We start from the raw sequence: 14,970 nt of genomic DNA on the forward strand, positions 1-14,970 counted from the left end.
GGATAAAGCCCACGCTGATTAAAGTTTCACTTTATTACTTCGTTACAATTCCGTGTACTAAAGTTGGTGCATCTACGTGTTCTTTAGAGATTTTCATGTTCTCATAAATTTTCGCTTTTACATCTTCAACATTTTCACGGTTTGTGTAAATCGTAACAAGGGAGTCACCTTTTTTCACGCTATCCCCTACTTTTTTACGAAGCATTAAGCCAACTGCTAAATCAATTTCAGATTCTTTCGTTGCACGTCCTGCTCCTAAAAGCATTGCTGCTGTTCCGATTTCATCTGCAACGATTTCCGATACATAACCGTCTTCTTTCGCTTCTACTTCAATTTTAAATTGTGCTTGTGGCAATTTAGAAGGATCATCAACAACAGATGCATCTCCGCCTTGTGCTGATAAAAACGTTTTAAAAGATTCTAACGCTTTACCGTTGTTCATCACTTCAATTAACTTTTCACGCGCATCTTCTAAAGATGAAGCTTGCCCAGCAAGGTATACCATTTGACTTCCAAGTGTTAAACATAACTCTTCTAAATCTTTCGGTCCCTTACCTTGTAATGTATCAATTGCTTCTTGTACTTCTAATGCGTTACCAATAGCCTCACCAAGTGGTTGACTCATATCAGAAATAACAGCCATCGTATTACGGCCAACGTTATTACCGATACGTACCATTGCTTCTGCTAAACGTTTTGCATCTTCATCTGTTTTCATAAATGCACCTGCTCCAGTTTTCACATCAAGAACAATTGCATCTGCACCAGCAGCAATTTTTTTACTCATAATCGAGCTTGCAATAAGCGGAATTGAGTTTACTGTTGCTGTTACATCACGAAGTGCATACAATTTTTTATCAGCAGGTGTTAAGTTTCCACTTTGACCGATAACAGCAATTTTATTTTCATTTACAAGACGCATGAATTCATCATTTTCAATTTCCACATGGAATCCTGGAACTGCTTCTAATTTATCAATTGTGCCACCAGTATGTCCTAAACCACGCCCAGACATTTTCGCAACTGGTACACCTAAAGCAGCTACTAATGGACCTAATACAAGTGTCGTTGTATCACCAACTCCACCTGTTGAATGCTTATCTACTTTTACCCCTTCAATGGCTGATAAGTCAATTGTATCACCGCTATTTACCATTGCCATCGTTAAATCTGCACGTTCTTGATCATTCATATCTTGGAAGAAAATTGCCATTGCAAGTGAACTTACTTGATAATCAGGAATATCACCATTTGTATATCCTTCAACAATAAAGTTAATTTCTTCTGTCGTTAATGCTTGTCCATCACGTTTTTTTGCAATTAGGTCCACCATTCTCATTGTGAGGTCACCCCTTCATTTGTTTTACGATAGCTTTTACTAATGCTAAGAAGTTTGCTTTGACACGTTCTGTCGTTTCAATTACTTCATCATGGTGAAGTGGCTGATCTAAAATACCAGCTGCCATGTTTGAAATACAAGAAATACCTAGTACTTTCATACCAGCATGACGAGCTACAATTACTTCAGGTACTGTTGACATACCAACTGCATCTCCACCAAATGTACGAAGCATACGAATTTCAGCAGGTGTTTCATATACAGGACCTGTCATTCCAACGTATACACCTTCTTGTACTTTAATGTTTAAGTCTGCTGCAACTTGTTTCGCCATTTCGCGAAGTTCTGTCGTATATGATGTAGACATATCAGGGAAACGTACACCCATTTCAGAATCATTTGGTCCGATTAATGGATTCGTACCCATGAAGTTAATGTGATCTGAAATTAACATAAGGTCACCTGGCTCGAACGATGTATTTACACCACCAGCCGCGTTCGTTACAACAACAGTTTCTACACCTAACTCTTTCATAACACGAACTGGGAATGTTACTTTTTGCATGTCATATCCTTCGTAGAAATGGAAACGTCCTTGCATTGCTACTACTGTTACACCTTGAAGTGTACCGAATACTAATTGACCTGCATGTCCTTCTACAGTTGATACTGGGAATTCAGGAATTTCGCTGTAAGGCACTGTTACCGCATTTTCGATTTCATCTGCTAATACGCCTAGTCCAGATCCAAGGATTAGTCCTACTTGTGGTGTTTCTTGAAATTTCTCTTTTAAGTATGAAGCTGATTTTGTAATAAGTTCACGATTCATTTGTTTATCCCCCTATTTCTTTAGCTCGTTTAAGAAGCTTGTTCCGTATTCTGGCATTTTCACACCGAAGTTTTCTGCTACAGTTGCACCAATATCAGCAAATGTTTGACGAAGTGGTAATTCTTGTCCGCCTTCTTTCATGCTTGGGCTATATGCTAATAACGGTACATATTCACGTGTATGATCAGTACCAGGATGTACTGGATCATTACCATGGTCTGCTGTAATTAATAATAAATCATCTTCTTTTAGTTTTTCGAATACTTCTGGAAGACGTGCATCATATTCTTGCAGTGCTTCTCCATATCCTTGTGGATCACGGCGGTGACCAAATAATGCATCAAAGTCAACTAAGTTTAAGAAGCTAAGACCTGTAAAGTCCATGTTTAATGTATCTACAAGCTTATCCATTCCATCCATATTAGACTTCGTACGAAGTGATTCCGTTACCCCTTCACCATCATAAATATCAGAGATTTTACCGATAGCAATAACATCATAATCGCTATCTTTTAATTCATTCATTACTGTGCGACCAAATGGCTTTAATGCATAGTCATGACGATTTGGTGTACGTGTGAATTTCCCTGGTTCTCCAACGAATGGACGAGCGATAACACGACCTACCATGTACTTCTCATCTAGTGTTAATTCACGTGCAATTTTGCAAATTTCATATAACTCATCAAGTGGTACTACTTCTTCGTGTGCTGCAATTTGTAGTACGCTATCTGCAGAAGTGTAAACAATTAAAGAGCCTGTTTCCATTTGCTCTTGACCAAGTTCATCAAGAATCTCAGTTCCAGAAGCTGGCTTATTACCGATAATTTTACGGCCTGTTTTTTCTTCTAATTCATCAAGTAATTCTTTCGGGAATCCTTCAGGGAACACTTGGAATGGTGTATCAATGTAAAGGCCCATGATTTCCCAGTGTCCTGTCATTGTATCTTTACCAGTAGATTTTTCTTGCATCTTTGTGTAATATCCAAGTGGTTTCTCTACTTTAGAAATACCTTTCATTTCACGAATGTTACCAAGACCTAATTTCACCATGTTTGGCATTTGTAATCCATTCATATGTTCAGCAATGTGACCAATTGTGTCAGAACCTAGATCACCAAATTGTTCAGCATCTGGTGCTTCACCGATTCCTACAGAGTCCATTACGACTAGGAATATACGTTTATATTTATTCATAACTGCGACCTCCTATAAGTTCAGTTCTACTTCTTGTAGTATGTTCAAAACGCTATAAAGTGAAACTGTTATTCATAAGAATTCTCTTTCCTTCTCATTGTCAAACAGTACTTCTTTAAATCATTCTCTAACCTATTTCGTTTTACTTGAAACGACTCAAAAACATTTCTAGTTTTTTCTAAGTCAGATGTCAGACATCTGATATTGATATCATAACATGTTTACGCTTTCTTTTTAATACATTTTCGTAGAATTTCTTATTTTATTCACACTTCTATTGTAATCCATTCGGCGAAGAAGTGCTAATTATTTTATGATTTATTTCTTCATATAAAAATAAAAAGCAGCTCTAAAGAGCTACTTTTTATTTTACTTCTACTGTTTCTTCTTTATGTTCATGCAGTTCGCCTTTTCTTACATGTACTTTCACTTTGTAAGCACCGTTTTCTTTGAAAGTATGTTTACTTTCATACTCTCCTTTATTCCCTTCTTTTGCTGGAATAAATTCGTGCTTTTCAACGCCATCTTTCCAAATCTCAAGTTGCACTTCAGCACCAGTTAACGCTTCTTCTTTTTGCTTTAAATGAACTTTCATCGTTGATTCAGCATTTGCTTTTATGTCACCAGCCATAAGATGAATCATTGTGTCACTTTTATGATCACCATGTGCCTCTTCTTTTTTCGCATCTTCTACTTTTGCGTTTCCTACAGCGACTTTTACTTCTGGCATTACATGCATTTCACGTGCATTTGTATGAGCGATAATATGATATACGCCATCCGTTTCGAATGTTTTCTCTACTGCATAAACACCTTTTCCTTTATGCTTACCATTTAACATCTCGTGTTTTTCGTCACCAGTTTTCCAAATTTCAAACTTTACGTCATCAGCATCTGTTACTTTTTCTTTTCCTTGTGTAACAAGTGCTTGTACTTCTGTTTTTTCACCTGGTTTAATTTCTTTCGGATTTGTTTGGACTGCTACTTTTACAGCTTCAAGTTTCTGTTCTTTTTTCGGTTCTTCTTTGTTTGTATTACAGCCAGCCAACGCTAGCATCGCGATAAATAAAGTTATAATCAGTTTTTTCATCATCATTTCCTCCTTTATACTTTATTTAGTATAGAGGAAATACATTGTAATATTCCAGTCTTCTGCTGAAAACAATATACGAAATGTTTGTGAAGTTTCTGTGAAACGGCTTACTCTTCTTAATCTATGAAAAAAGAGCATAGTAACTATGCTCTCGGATGAAACTGTTTATATACATCTTTTAATCTAGCTTTTGAAACGTGCGTATAAATTTGCGTCGTTGAAATATCTGCATGTCCAAGCATTTCTTGTACAGCACGTAAATCTGCCCCATTTTCTAATAAATGCGTAGCAAAAGAATGACGTAACGTATGAGGTGTAAGTTCTTTTTCAATATTCGCTTCTTTCGCTAATCGTTTTAATATTTTCCAAAAACCTTGCCTTGATAATCGATTACCGTGATGGTTTAAAAATAGTGCATCTACTACTTTTTTACCCATCAATTCTCTTCTTCCTTTTTCAATGTACTTTTGAATCGCTTCTGTCGCTAAACTTCCTAATGGAATAATTCTTTCTTTATTCCCTTTCCCAATGCAGCGAACAAATCCCATCGTTAAATGTACATCTTCTAAATTTAAAGCAATTAATTCTGAAACACGAAGTCCTGTTGCATACAATAACTCTAGCATTGCCTTATCACGAATCCCAAAAGCACTTGTCATTTTTGGTGTCTGCAGTAACGCCTCTACTTCATCGATTGATAATACTTTTGGTAACTTTCGTTCTCCTTGCGGCGTTTCGATATGTACTGATGGGTCGTGCTCTACCGCTCTTTCACGAAGTAAAAATTGGTGAAATGAACGAATTGATGCAATATGACGTGCTAATGTTTTCGAAGATTTTCCGTTTTCTTTTAAATACTGCAAAAAGTTAACAATATGCAAACGTGTCACTTCATGAAAGGTTTTCATCTGTTCTACATTTTGCAAATACTTTACATAGCTTTTTAAATCACGTTCATAAGATACTACTGTATTTTTCGCTAATCCCTTTTCGACAATCATATAATGAATAAAATCTTTTAATTGATCTTCCAATCTACACTACTCCCCATTTTCATAGAAAAACATCATTCTATTTACGAAAGCATCCTTTGCCGGTTCTTCATTCCCTGATACTTTTTCTACAGTCTCTTCTTTTGGCTTTTCATAACGATGATAGCTTTCGTATTCTTCATTTATCCATAGTATAGCGAAATAAAACAAAATCGTACAACTTGTAAATAATAAAAATACTTTTATTCCATCAAAAGTTAATTTTAAAGCTCGGCGCATTGTAAATTCCTCCAAAATATAAGTTATTACAACATATGCCAAGCTTTCACCAATTTATACCTTATTCAAATAAAAAACCTCTTCCTAGATAAATAGGAAAAGGTTATTTTTCATCCGTTTCATTTTCTTGACAGTTTTTACAAATCCCATGGAATGTTAAACGATGATCTTTCACCTTAAAGCTCCAATCTCGTTCTACTTTCCTTTCCACTTCACCAAGTAAATCTTCTTGTATTTCTTGTACAGCACCACATTGTGTACAAATCAAATGATGGTGGAAACGCTGCGCACCTTCTTGGCGTAAGTCATAGCGTGAAACACCGTCTCCGAAGTTAATCTTATCGACAACTTTTAACTCAGATAATAACTCTAAAGTTCGATAGACGGTTGCTAATCCGATCTCTGGCGACTTTTCTTTTACAAGGAGGTAAACATCTTCTGCGCTTAAATGATCTTCTTCATTTTCTAGCAGCACACGAACTGTTGCTTCACGTTGCGGTGTTAATTTATAGCTCGCTGCATGTAATTGCTTCTTAATTCGTTCAATTCTTTCTTCCATTCGGTACTACTCCCTCCTCGCCACTCTTACACCATTATATCAGAAGAAGGGCTTCTGTCAAAAGAAAAACAATAAAAACAAATTGATAATTATTCTCAAAAAATATTTATTTTTTGTTAATAGCCTCAACAACTTCTTTCATTAAAACTGGTGATGCATATGCTTCAACGCTAGAAGCAAGAGCTAACACCACTCCGATCACTAGAAAGAAGCATGTATAACGAATTAATAATGGTAATAGTGGCTCGGTTATTTTCCTAATAAACTGATGCCTAATCATACGTAAGGAAAAGCTTGCAGCAATTGTTGTCATAACGAGAAAGACTGGAATGATAATTAAATTTTGCGGCAATACAGATACAAATGCTAATAATAATCCATTCCATCCGTGCTGGCTTACTAAAAAACCTACTGTAAATCCAACAACTACTCCTTTTACAAATAATAAAATAAAAATGAGGGGCAACCCAATAATTGAAATCCCTAAAATCCAAATAAAGCCGATATATTTTAATTGCGAAAAGTAACTTTCTCGAAACATTTCGCCTGCAATAGCAAATTCTCCTTTAGAAACTTGTCCAAAAAAACGTTGTAAATAAAATGATAAATCTTGCTTTTGATTCATTTGTAAACTATTCACAAGAATAGCTCCAAATATTACTCCCATCAATAATAAAACAGCATTAAATATATATAATGAAGAGTTTTCCTGTATGTGAGACATTACGCGGTTTTGCCAAGTTTTTCGCCACATTTTTCTTCCCTCCGTTCACACTCTTACTAAAAATGTATGAAAGAAAGAAAAAAAGTATGACGAATTAACATTGAAATTCCGCTCTACTTTGCTAAACTAAAAAGTAGAGAATAGGAGGGATTTCTCTTGAAACCATTATTATTAGATTTTCCAACATTATTTCAAACTGAACGCTTACAAGTTCGCAAGCCGTTTCCAGGTGATGGTGCAGAAGTATATGAAGCAATCCAAGCTTCTCTAGAAGACTTAGTACCATGGATGCCAATTGACGCTGAAACAGAAGAGAGTGCTGAAGAAATCGTTCGTAACGCTCACGGGCAGTTTTTACTTCGTGAAACACTTGATTTTCACTTATACGATAAAGTATCCGGTACATTCATCGGAGCTATTACGCTCAAGCCTGAAAACTGGGATATTCCAAAGTTTTCACTTCATTTTTGGCTCCATAGTGCTTATACAAAACAAGGCTATATGACTGAAGCTGTTAAAGGTGCCATTCAATTTGCCTTTGATAAGCTAGGTGCTAGAAGGATTGAAATTCGTACTGATGCAACAAATGCCAATGCATGTAACTTAGCAGAACGTTTAGAATTTATTCTAGAAGGTACAATGGAAAATGATTTCCTTGCGCCAGATGGTAGCTTACGTGATGCACGTGTATATGCAAAAATCAATTAAAAAACACTCGCCTTTGGCGAGTGTTTTATTTTTGTAATTGTAAATATTGCACAGCGAACATCGTCTTCGCATCATGGATACGAAGGTCTTTCATAAGATCAATCGCTTCTTCTAATGATACTTCCATTAATTCCACAAACTCATCTTCATCTAAAGCTGCTTTATTTTCTTTTTTTGTCAAACCTGTCGCTTTATATACATATAAAATTTCATCTGCAAATCCTGGAGATGTATAGAAAGAAGTAATGAGCTCCATATTTTCACATACATATCCTGTTTCTTCTTCTAATTCACGAACTGCTGTCACCTCTGGCTTTTCCCCAGGTTCTAATTTCCCAGCAGGAATTTCAATAATCGCCTTCTCAAGCGCTTTACGGTACTGCTCAACAAGCACAATTTTCCCCTCATCAGTAATAGCAATAATAGCAACTGCACCAGGGTGATTTACGATTTCACGTTTACTCATTTCTCCATTTGGTAATACTACATCATCAACACGAACTTTTATAACTCTACCATCAAAAATCGGCTCAGTTTTTACCGTTCTCTCTGCAAGATTACTCATACTATTTCATCTCCCTGTTCTATTTCCTATTCTTTCTTCATACATTTTACCACATTGAAAGGAGCGTGATAGAAATGAAAGTTTATATTTTACCAAATCGCATCACGTTAGTCGGCAAAGCATGGCAAATTCGCCATAAACTAAAACAATATGGCAAAGAGTATACAACCGTACAAGAGTGGATTACAGCGAATAAAAAGTAAACGTTTGTCAACCTCTTTTCCCTTTCGTACAATAAAGGAAAGGAGGTTGACTTATGAAAAAACGTCAATTAGGAAACTCAGATTTATTTGTGACAGAAATGGGACTTGGCTGTATGTCTCTCGGCACATCTGAAACAGAAGCTATGCGCATTATCGATGAAGCAATCGATTTAGGAATCAATTTTTTTGACACAGCGGATTTATATGATTATGGATTAAACGAAGAATTTGTTGGAAAAGCATTGAAGGGAAAACGAGACCAAATTGTTCTTACAACAAAGGTTGGAAATCGATGGACAGAAGAAAAAAACGGCTGGGCTTGGGACCCTTCTAAAGCCTACATAAAAGCCGAAGTAAAAGAAAGTTTACGTAGACTTCAAACTGATTATATTGACCTTTATCAACTTCATGGCGGAACGCTGGAAGATCCGATAGATGAAACTATTGAAGCTTTTGAAGAATTGAAAAAAGAAGGTATTATTCGCCATTACGGTATTTCTTCTATACGTCCAAATGTCATCCGTGAGTATGCAAAACGCTCAAATATCGTTAGTGTACTAATGGAATATAGCCTTTTAAATCGTCGTCCAGAAGAATGGTTCCCACTTCTTAATGAACACCAAATTAGTGTCATTGCCCGCGGACCACTTGCGAAAGGGATTTTAACTGACAACAATGCAAGAAAGATAGAAAGAGTAAAAGAAAAGGACTATCTCTCTTATTCTTACGATGAATTAAACACTACACTCGGGAGTGTAAAAGAAGTTATCGGAGAAAAATCTTTAACAGGAACAGCTATTCACTATTGCTTACATAACGAAACTGTTGCAGCTGTTATACCTGGTGCAAGCTCTATTCAACAATTACAGATAAATGTACACGCTTGCCAACAGTTACCTGTAACAAAAGAAGAATATATACAACTTCAAAAAATCGTTAAGCATGATTCATATGCCTTGCACCGTTAAAATATCGATTTACTGATAAAAACAGATGACTGCCCCCAACATTAAACATTAGGAGGCAGTCTTTTTTATAACGTATCATATTTGTCCGGATTCGTTCCTACATGTAAATTGCGATTTAACGTATTAATTTGATTCATCTCTTCTTCAGTTAATGAGAAATCAAAGATAGTAAAATTCTCCTGAATACGAGATGGTGTCACAGATTTAGGAATCGTTACTATCCCACTTTGAATATCCCATCGTAATATAACTTGTGCGGGTGTTTTTTCGTATTTGTTAGCAATCCCCTGAATAATTGGGTGCTCGAATACTTCGCCGCCCCTCATTAACGGACTCCACGCTTCCATTTGAATTTGCTCGCCTTCACAGAAATTACGCAATTCAAATTGTGTTAACATGGGGTGAAGTTCCACTTGGTTTACCATAGGCTTCACTTTACAATTTGGTAATAACAGTTCTAAATGATGTTTATGAAAATTAGAAACACCAATCGCGCGTACTTTACCTTCTTCATACAATTTTTCTAAAGCTCGGTACGTTTCAATATACTTCCCTCTAATTGGCCAGTGGATTAAATATAAATCTACATAGTCCATCTGTAATTTCTTTAAGCTGTTTTCAAATGCTTCGAGTGTCTCCTCGTATCCTTGATCGTCGTTCCAAACTTTTGTTGTAATAAATATGTCTTCTCTCGGAATTCCTGATTCACGAACTGCCTCACCGACACCGCTTTCATTTTCATATACAGCTGCTGTATCAATCGAACGGTATCCAACTTCTAACGCTGTTTTTACTGCTTGCTTTACTTCGTCGCCTTCTTTCGCTTTATAGACGCCTAGACCAATCATCGGCATTTTCACGCCATTATGAAGTGTAGTTGTTGGAATATGCACAGTCGTTCTCCCTTTCATTGTTACATTTTATAAACCACTACTTTATTTCAACAAGATTCATCCAAAAAGTCAAAATATACGTATAGTTGACATAATAATTTTATACACTAAAAATACGAACTCAATTATTTACGTTTCCTTTTCTCCATTCTTTTGCTTTTTCATCAATATTACGTACAAACTCGTTTTTCCCTTCCGTATATAACGTGCCATCATATGTATATTTTTCGGCTAGTTCTCTCTTTAAAACTGCATACGCCTTTGCTTCTTCACAATGCGCCATCATATAATCACGAAACGCTAAATGCCTTACTATCTCAGGATTTCCTTTTTCAAACACGTGTAAGTGATACGAGCGTTTTTCCTCCGTTCCATGAATAAAATAACGGCGTCTTGAAATACCATTTTCTCCTTTTACGATGTAACCAAGCTCTTTAAATCTTTCATTCCAACGATCTACACGATCGATACTTTCTACCTCCATAATCATATCGATAATAGGTTTAGCTGCTAGTCCTGGCACTGATGTACTGCCAATATGATGAATCTCCACTGTTTCTGGCAGCACAGACTTCAATCTTTCGGCTTCCATTTGAAATTTTTCAATCCAATGATTTTCATATGGTACGACTACAATTTTTCTCATTTTAACTCCCCTTTTCTTACAAGCTCGTCAAAAAAATGACCAGCGATATACACTGATCATTTTCGTTATTATTTAAAGTCTTTCCAAGTAAGATTACTTTCACTTAACAGTTCTTCAAATGATTTATTCTTTTCACGTTCTTTTTGCTCTTGACGCTTTCTTTCCAGTTCTGCTGCCTCTTTTTTCTCTTCTCTCACTTGTAACTCTTTTTTCTTATTTTTTAATTGTTGCATGAGTGAATCATTTAATTGATCACCTAATGTAAGTGATTCTTTCTTCGGTTGGTTCATTTGAGATTGTCTTTGCACTTGCCTTTGTTTCTTTTTCTTCATACCGCTCACCTTTTACTTTTTTCTCCATTATAGAGGATACATGCTGAAATCGACAATAAAAAAGGTTCATTACTCTATTATTCATTATTTGTAAATTTGTTAATTTTTTAAAAAAACTAAATTTTTATATAGATATAATCCTATGAATCTATTAAAATTATGTCGTATGATGTCAGATTATAAAAAAAGGAGAAATGAATTATGTGGAAAAAAATTATTCCCGCTGTCGCAGTTTTAAGCACCATTACTTTTTCAAGTGTATTCGCCGCTCCCCCATCTCAGACTCCAGCCGAACAAAACCGTTACATAGACGTACAAATGCTTGGCATTAATGATTTCCATGGACAACTAGATACTGTTAAAAAAATTAATAATAAAGAAGCTGGTGGCGCTGATTACTTAGCCACTTATTTAAAAGAACGTAAAAAACAAAACACTAATACACTTCTCGTACATGCTGGCGATATTGTCGGAGCTAGTCCACCAGTTTCAGCATTGTTACAAGACGAACCAACGATTGAATTTTTAAACGACTTAAAATTTGATGTAGGTACAATCGGAAACCATGAATTTGATGAAGGCATCGATGAAATGAAACGACTCATTTACGGTGGTTACCACGAAAAAACAGGGAATTTCAAAGGAGCAAACTTCCCTTATGTCGCTGCAAACTTCTATAACAAATCAACTGGTCGCTTATTCTTACCACCATTTACTGTAAAAATGGTAGATGGTGTTCCTGTAGGATTCATTGGTGTCGTTACAACTGATACACCAAATGTCGTTATGCCTACTATGCTTAAAAATGTACAGATTACTGACGAAGTGGAAGCGATTAATAAATCAACGCAACAATTAAAGCGTCTCGGTGTTAAATCTATCGTCGTCCTTGCACATGTTGGCGGAACGACAGATGAATCTGGTATAACAAATGGCGACCTTAACCGAATTGCAAATGAAGCTGATCCAGAAGTTGATGTTATTTTCGGTGGGCATAGTCATACGTATGTAAATGGTACTGTTAATAATAAACTTATCGTACAAGCGAACTCTTACGGGATGGCTTTCTCAGACGTAGATGTAACAATTGACCGTAAAACAAAAGATATCGTAAAGAAAAAAGCTGAAGTTGTTACAACATACCATGAAGGTGTCGAACCTGATAAACAAGTAAAACAAAAGTTAGATCAATATAAAGAAAAAATCGCACCTCTTGTAAATGAAGTAGTCGGAAAATCTACAGCACCTATTGACCGTAAACAAAACGATGCTGGTGAATCTACACTTGGAAATTTAGTTGCCGATGCACAGCGCCAAACGATGCAAACTCAAATCGCACTTATGAATCCTGGTGGGATTCGTAACGACTTAGACGCTGGTGATATTACATGGGGCGAATTGTACGGCATTCAACCTTTTGGAAATCAGTTGATTAAAGCAGATTTAACAGGTCAAGATATTCGTGATATTTTAAATCAACAATGGCAAAAAGGAACAACGAGAATGCTGCAAATTTCAGGTATTCAATATACTTGGGATGCAAGCAAACCAAACGGTGAAAAGGTTACGAATATACGCTTAACAAATGGAGAAGAATTATCTCCATCTAAAACGTATAGCGTAGTTGCAAATGCTTTCTTAGCTTCTGGTGGTGATGGATTCGTATCATTTAAAAATGGTAAAAATGCAGAGACTGGTCCAAATGACTTTGAAGCACTAGTTGATTATGTAAAACAAGTAAAAGAGCCAATTCAACCAACTATTGATGGTAGAATTCAAAAAATAAATTAAGTACGCTCGAAATACGCACTCTGTACTTTTCATTGCAAAGGATATGCACTTATCCTTTATTCTAGCCGTAATATACATGAAACAAAGAAAAGGATACTCGTTCTTATAATGAACACAGTATCCTTTTCTTCAATTATCAAAATGTGATGTGTTGTTAAAGTCATATTGCTGTAAAAATTGTTGTAATGCCTCTTCTACAAGTTTAGATTTTTGAATCCCTTTTGATTCTGATATGATGTCTAATCTTGCTAATATTTCTTTATTAATAGAGAAGGTACGTTTCTTTTTTTCTGTACTTTTACTCATAATTGGTGCACTTACTTCTTCTCTCTTTCTTAATAATTCATAAATGCTTTGTAATTGCTCATAAATTAATACTTGATAATCTGTTTTCGCATATTGAAGGGCGGTCGCTTCTTGGAGTTGTAAGTGACGTGGTTCTTCTCCATCTCCTACAAAAATACGTTTCTTCCGTTCTCCATCATACTCGTATCCAATCCACCTTAATTTCTTCGATAATGTATACGGACTTATTTCAAGGCGCTTTGCTATAATAGCGATGGATTCACGCCTATTTAAACAATCTATAATTTCTCCAATCGTCACAATTTCCCCTCCTCCCATGTTGAAATGACACTAGCATGGTATGTTACAATGATTTTCTAACAGTATATGCAAAATAAATAGCCTGTGCGATTCATACGATTTCAGAAAAGGAGGTTTTCAATATGCTTTTTCGTAGCTGTACCCCACAGTTCTATAATGAAAATAAACAACTCATTCCTAATAGTATTGCTACGATGGAAAGCGTTATGATTAACAACCGAAAACAATTCCTCCTCATGCGTGGTCAAAACATAGAACAGCCTATTTTATTATGCTGTCACGGCGGACCTGGCATGGCACAAATCGGATTTATTCGCCATTTCCAAAAAGAATTAGAGAAGCACTTTATCGTTATTAATTGGGATCAACGCGGGGCAGGTAAATCCTTTTCAATGAAAGATTTCGGAGCAAATTTCACAATCGAACAATTCGTTTCCGATGCAAAAGAAGTGATTCAATATGTACTTAAAAGGTTCAACAAACAAAAACTATTTCTCGGTGGTCATTCTTGGGGAAGTATTATTGGGCTTAACATAGCACATCAATATCCAAAATATATCGAGGCTTACATCGGTATAGGGCAAATTGTACATATGAAACAAAATGAAGAATTGCTATATCAACATTTAATTCATTCTGCCAAAAAACATGATCATAAAAAAGCATTAGCTTCCCTTTTAAAATTAGGCAAACCACCATTTTTAGATACGAGACGTCTTATTATTCAAAGAAAGTGGCTTGGCACATTTGGAGGCGCAATCCAAAACGGATCTTCCTTTTCTTTCATACGAAAAGGTTTCTTTTCTCCTGAGTATACGCTATTAGATTGGTTCAAGTTTCTCGCAGGAAATTTAAAATCTGGCGTTTTATGGGAAGAAATGCTGACAATCGATTTCTTTTCGTCTATTTCAAGTTTATCTATTCCGGTATATTTTTGTTCTGGTCGCTATGATTATCAAACTCCGTATGCACTCGTTCAAGAATATTGTGATGTTATTGAAGCACCCATAAAGAAAATGATTTGGTTTCCAAATTCAGCACATTCTCCTGATCTAGAAGAACCAGAACTATTTGCTAATTCTTTACAATCCATCAAACAAGAGCTATCTTTTCATCATTAAATACAAAAGGCTCTTTTACATTTCATAGAAAACATTTTATAATAATATGTCGCAAGTATTATGTATAAATATAGCAAACTGCTTCATATTCACTTGCCTTAACAGAATAAAAATTAGGGAGATTA

Annotated in this window: 18 protein-coding genes; 5 read left to right on the plus strand and 13 right to left on the minus strand. The window is 35.7% G+C overall.

Annotation, left to right across the window (positions count from 1 at the left end; genetic code table 11):
• Positions 1-34: 34 nt before the first annotated feature.
• The 8 genes from MHH42_RS20650 to spoIIM form a co-directional block, all read right to left on the minus strand.
• Positions 35-1,339: a pyrimidine-nucleoside phosphorylase gene (locus MHH42_RS20650; RefSeq protein ID WP_340894008.1), complete on the minus strand. Its 1,305-nt coding sequence runs from the start codon at positions 1,337-1,339 to the stop codon at positions 35-37.
• 7 nt (positions 1,340-1,346) lie between these two features.
• Positions 1,347-2,168 (minus strand): purine-nucleoside phosphorylase, encoded by an 822-nt coding sequence (locus tag MHH42_RS20655; protein ID WP_340894010.1) that lies wholly within the window; start codon positions 2,166-2,168, stop codon positions 1,347-1,349.
• A 12-nt stretch (positions 2,169-2,180) separates the two neighbouring features.
• A complete protein-coding gene (gene deoB, locus MHH42_RS20660; RefSeq protein ID WP_001046072.1) occupies positions 2,181-3,365 on the minus strand; it encodes a phosphopentomutase in 1,185 nt (394 codons plus the stop codon).
• Positions 3,366-3,729: 364 nt separating this feature from the next.
• On the minus strand, positions 3,730-4,458 hold the full coding sequence (locus MHH42_RS20665) for a FixH family protein (protein WP_016109062.1): 729 nt from the start codon (positions 4,456-4,458) through the stop codon (positions 3,730-3,732).
• A gap of 143 nt (positions 4,459-4,601) precedes the next feature.
• The gene (gene xerD / locus MHH42_RS20670) at positions 4,602-5,492 is read right to left on the minus strand and encodes a site-specific tyrosine recombinase XerD (RefSeq protein WP_000390076.1); all 891 of its coding nucleotides are present in this window, start codon (positions 5,490-5,492) and stop codon (positions 4,602-4,604) included.
• Between the two features lie 6 nt (positions 5,493-5,498).
• Entirely contained in the window at positions 5,499-5,729 is a 231-nt protein-coding gene (locus tag MHH42_RS20675) for a YqzK family protein (RefSeq protein WP_001250432.1), read from the minus strand.
• 103 nt (positions 5,730-5,832) lie between these two features.
• A complete protein-coding gene (gene fur / locus MHH42_RS20680; RefSeq protein WP_000392657.1) occupies positions 5,833-6,288 on the minus strand; it encodes a ferric iron uptake transcriptional regulator in 456 nt (151 codons plus the stop codon).
• A gap of 106 nt (positions 6,289-6,394) precedes the next feature.
• On the minus strand, positions 6,395-7,042 hold the full coding sequence (gene spoIIM / locus MHH42_RS20685) for a stage II sporulation protein M (RefSeq protein WP_000269108.1): 648 nt from the start codon (positions 7,040-7,042) through the stop codon (positions 6,395-6,397).
• A gap of 126 nt (positions 7,043-7,168) precedes the next feature.
• On the opposite strand from spoIIM, the gene MHH42_RS20690 reads away from it, so the two are divergent.
• Positions 7,169-7,720, plus strand: coding sequence for a GNAT family N-acetyltransferase (locus MHH42_RS20690; protein WP_000803486.1), 552 nt, complete (start codon positions 7,169-7,171; stop codon positions 7,718-7,720).
• A 25-nt stretch (positions 7,721-7,745) separates the two neighbouring features.
• Here MHH42_RS20690 and MHH42_RS20695 read toward each other — a convergent pair whose 3' ends face one another.
• Positions 7,746-8,285 carry an NUDIX domain-containing protein gene (locus MHH42_RS20695; RefSeq protein WP_000067046.1) on the minus strand — a complete coding sequence of 180 codons (540 nt, stop codon included), beginning with the start codon at positions 8,283-8,285 and terminating at the stop codon, positions 7,746-7,748.
• A 74-nt stretch (positions 8,286-8,359) separates the two neighbouring features.
• Here MHH42_RS20695 and mciZ point away from each other — a divergent pair, with 74 nt between their 5' ends.
• Positions 8,360-8,488, plus strand: a complete 129-nt coding sequence (gene mciZ, locus MHH42_RS20700; protein WP_000870289.1) for a Z-ring formation inhibitor MciZ — start codon at positions 8,360-8,362, stop codon at positions 8,486-8,488.
• 53 nt (positions 8,489-8,541) lie between these two features.
• A complete protein-coding gene (locus MHH42_RS20705; RefSeq protein WP_000747220.1) occupies positions 8,542-9,456 on the plus strand; it encodes an aldo/keto reductase in 915 nt (304 codons plus the stop codon).
• A 65-nt stretch (positions 9,457-9,521) separates the two neighbouring features.
• Here the strand turns inward: MHH42_RS20705 and MHH42_RS20710 are convergent, their stop codons facing one another.
• From MHH42_RS20710 to MHH42_RS20720, 3 genes are all read right to left on the minus strand, one after another.
• The gene (locus MHH42_RS20710) at positions 9,522-10,349 is read right to left on the minus strand and encodes an aldo/keto reductase (protein ID WP_000547983.1); all 828 of its coding nucleotides are present in this window, start codon (positions 10,347-10,349) and stop codon (positions 9,522-9,524) included.
• 121 nt (positions 10,350-10,470) lie between these two features.
• Positions 10,471-10,995 (minus strand): GrpB family protein, encoded by a 525-nt coding sequence (locus MHH42_RS20715; protein WP_001227193.1) that lies wholly within the window; start codon positions 10,993-10,995, stop codon positions 10,471-10,473.
• Between the two features lie 68 nt (positions 10,996-11,063).
• Entirely contained in the window at positions 11,064-11,327 is a 264-nt protein-coding gene (locus MHH42_RS20720; RefSeq protein WP_000727568.1) for a YqkE family protein, read from the minus strand.
• A gap of 201 nt (positions 11,328-11,528) precedes the next feature.
• Between MHH42_RS20720 and MHH42_RS20725 the strand changes: the two genes are divergently transcribed.
• Entirely contained in the window at positions 11,529-13,118 is a 1,590-nt protein-coding gene (locus MHH42_RS20725; RefSeq protein ID WP_016109064.1) for a bifunctional metallophosphatase/5'-nucleotidase, read from the plus strand.
• 129 nt (positions 13,119-13,247) lie between these two features.
• Here the strand turns inward: MHH42_RS20725 and MHH42_RS20730 are convergent, their stop codons facing one another.
• Positions 13,248-13,724 (minus strand): ribbon-helix-helix domain-containing protein, encoded by a 477-nt coding sequence (locus MHH42_RS20730; protein ID WP_000151924.1) that lies wholly within the window; start codon positions 13,722-13,724, stop codon positions 13,248-13,250.
• A 122-nt stretch (positions 13,725-13,846) separates the two neighbouring features.
• On the opposite strand from MHH42_RS20730, the gene MHH42_RS20735 reads away from it, so the two are divergent.
• Positions 13,847-14,845, plus strand: a complete 999-nt coding sequence (locus MHH42_RS20735; protein ID WP_016109065.1) for an alpha/beta fold hydrolase — start codon at positions 13,847-13,849, stop codon at positions 14,843-14,845.
• Positions 14,846-14,970 lie beyond the last annotated feature (125 nt).

Origin of the sequence: Bacillus sp. FSL L8-0099 (assembly GCF_038006385.1) — a bacterium.
Classification (GTDB): domain Bacteria; phylum Bacillota; class Bacilli; order Bacillales; family Bacillaceae_G; genus Bacillus_A; species Bacillus_A toyonensis.

Coding starts and splice junctions, on each gene's coding strand:
- MHH42_RS20665 (WP_016109062.1), bottom strand. CDS start 4,458: ATGATGAAAAAACTGATTATAACTTTATTTATCGCGATGCTAGCGTTG.
- deoB (WP_001046072.1), bottom strand. CDS start 3,365: ATGAATAAATATAAACGTATATTCCTAGTCGTAATGGACTCTGTAGGA.
- MHH42_RS20715 (WP_001227193.1), bottom strand. CDS start 10,995: ATGAGAAAAATTGTAGTCGTACCATATGAAAATCATTGGATTGAAAAA.
- MHH42_RS20695 (WP_000067046.1), bottom strand. CDS start 8,285: ATGAGTAATCTTGCAGAGAGAACGGTAAAAACTGAGCCGATTTTTGAT.
- MHH42_RS20655 (WP_340894010.1), bottom strand. CDS start 2,168: ATGAATCGTGAACTTATTACAAAATCAGCTTCATACTTAAAAGAGAAA.
- MHH42_RS20675 (WP_001250432.1), bottom strand. CDS start 5,729: ATGCGCCGAGCTTTAAAATTAACTTTTGATGGAATAAAAGTATTTTTA.
- MHH42_RS20650 (WP_340894008.1), bottom strand. CDS start 1,339: ATGAGAATGGTGGACCTAATTGCAAAAAAACGTGATGGACAAGCATTA.
- MHH42_RS20725 (WP_016109064.1), top strand. CDS start 11,529: ATGTGGAAAAAAATTATTCCCGCTGTCGCAGTTTTAAGCACCATTACT.
- MHH42_RS20720 (WP_000727568.1), bottom strand. CDS start 11,327: ATGAAGAAAAAGAAACAAAGGCAAGTGCAAAGACAATCTCAAATGAAC.
- MHH42_RS20735 (WP_016109065.1), top strand. CDS start 13,847: ATGCTTTTTCGTAGCTGTACCCCACAGTTCTATAATGAAAATAAACAA.
- MHH42_RS20705 (WP_000747220.1), top strand. CDS start 8,542: ATGAAAAAACGTCAATTAGGAAACTCAGATTTATTTGTGACAGAAATG.
- mciZ (WP_000870289.1), top strand. CDS start 8,360: ATGAAAGTTTATATTTTACCAAATCGCATCACGTTAGTCGGCAAAGCA.
- fur (WP_000392657.1), bottom strand. CDS start 6,288: ATGGAAGAAAGAATTGAACGAATTAAGAAGCAATTACATGCAGCGAGC.
- spoIIM (WP_000269108.1), bottom strand. CDS start 7,042: ATGTGGCGAAAAACTTGGCAAAACCGCGTAATGTCTCACATACAGGAA.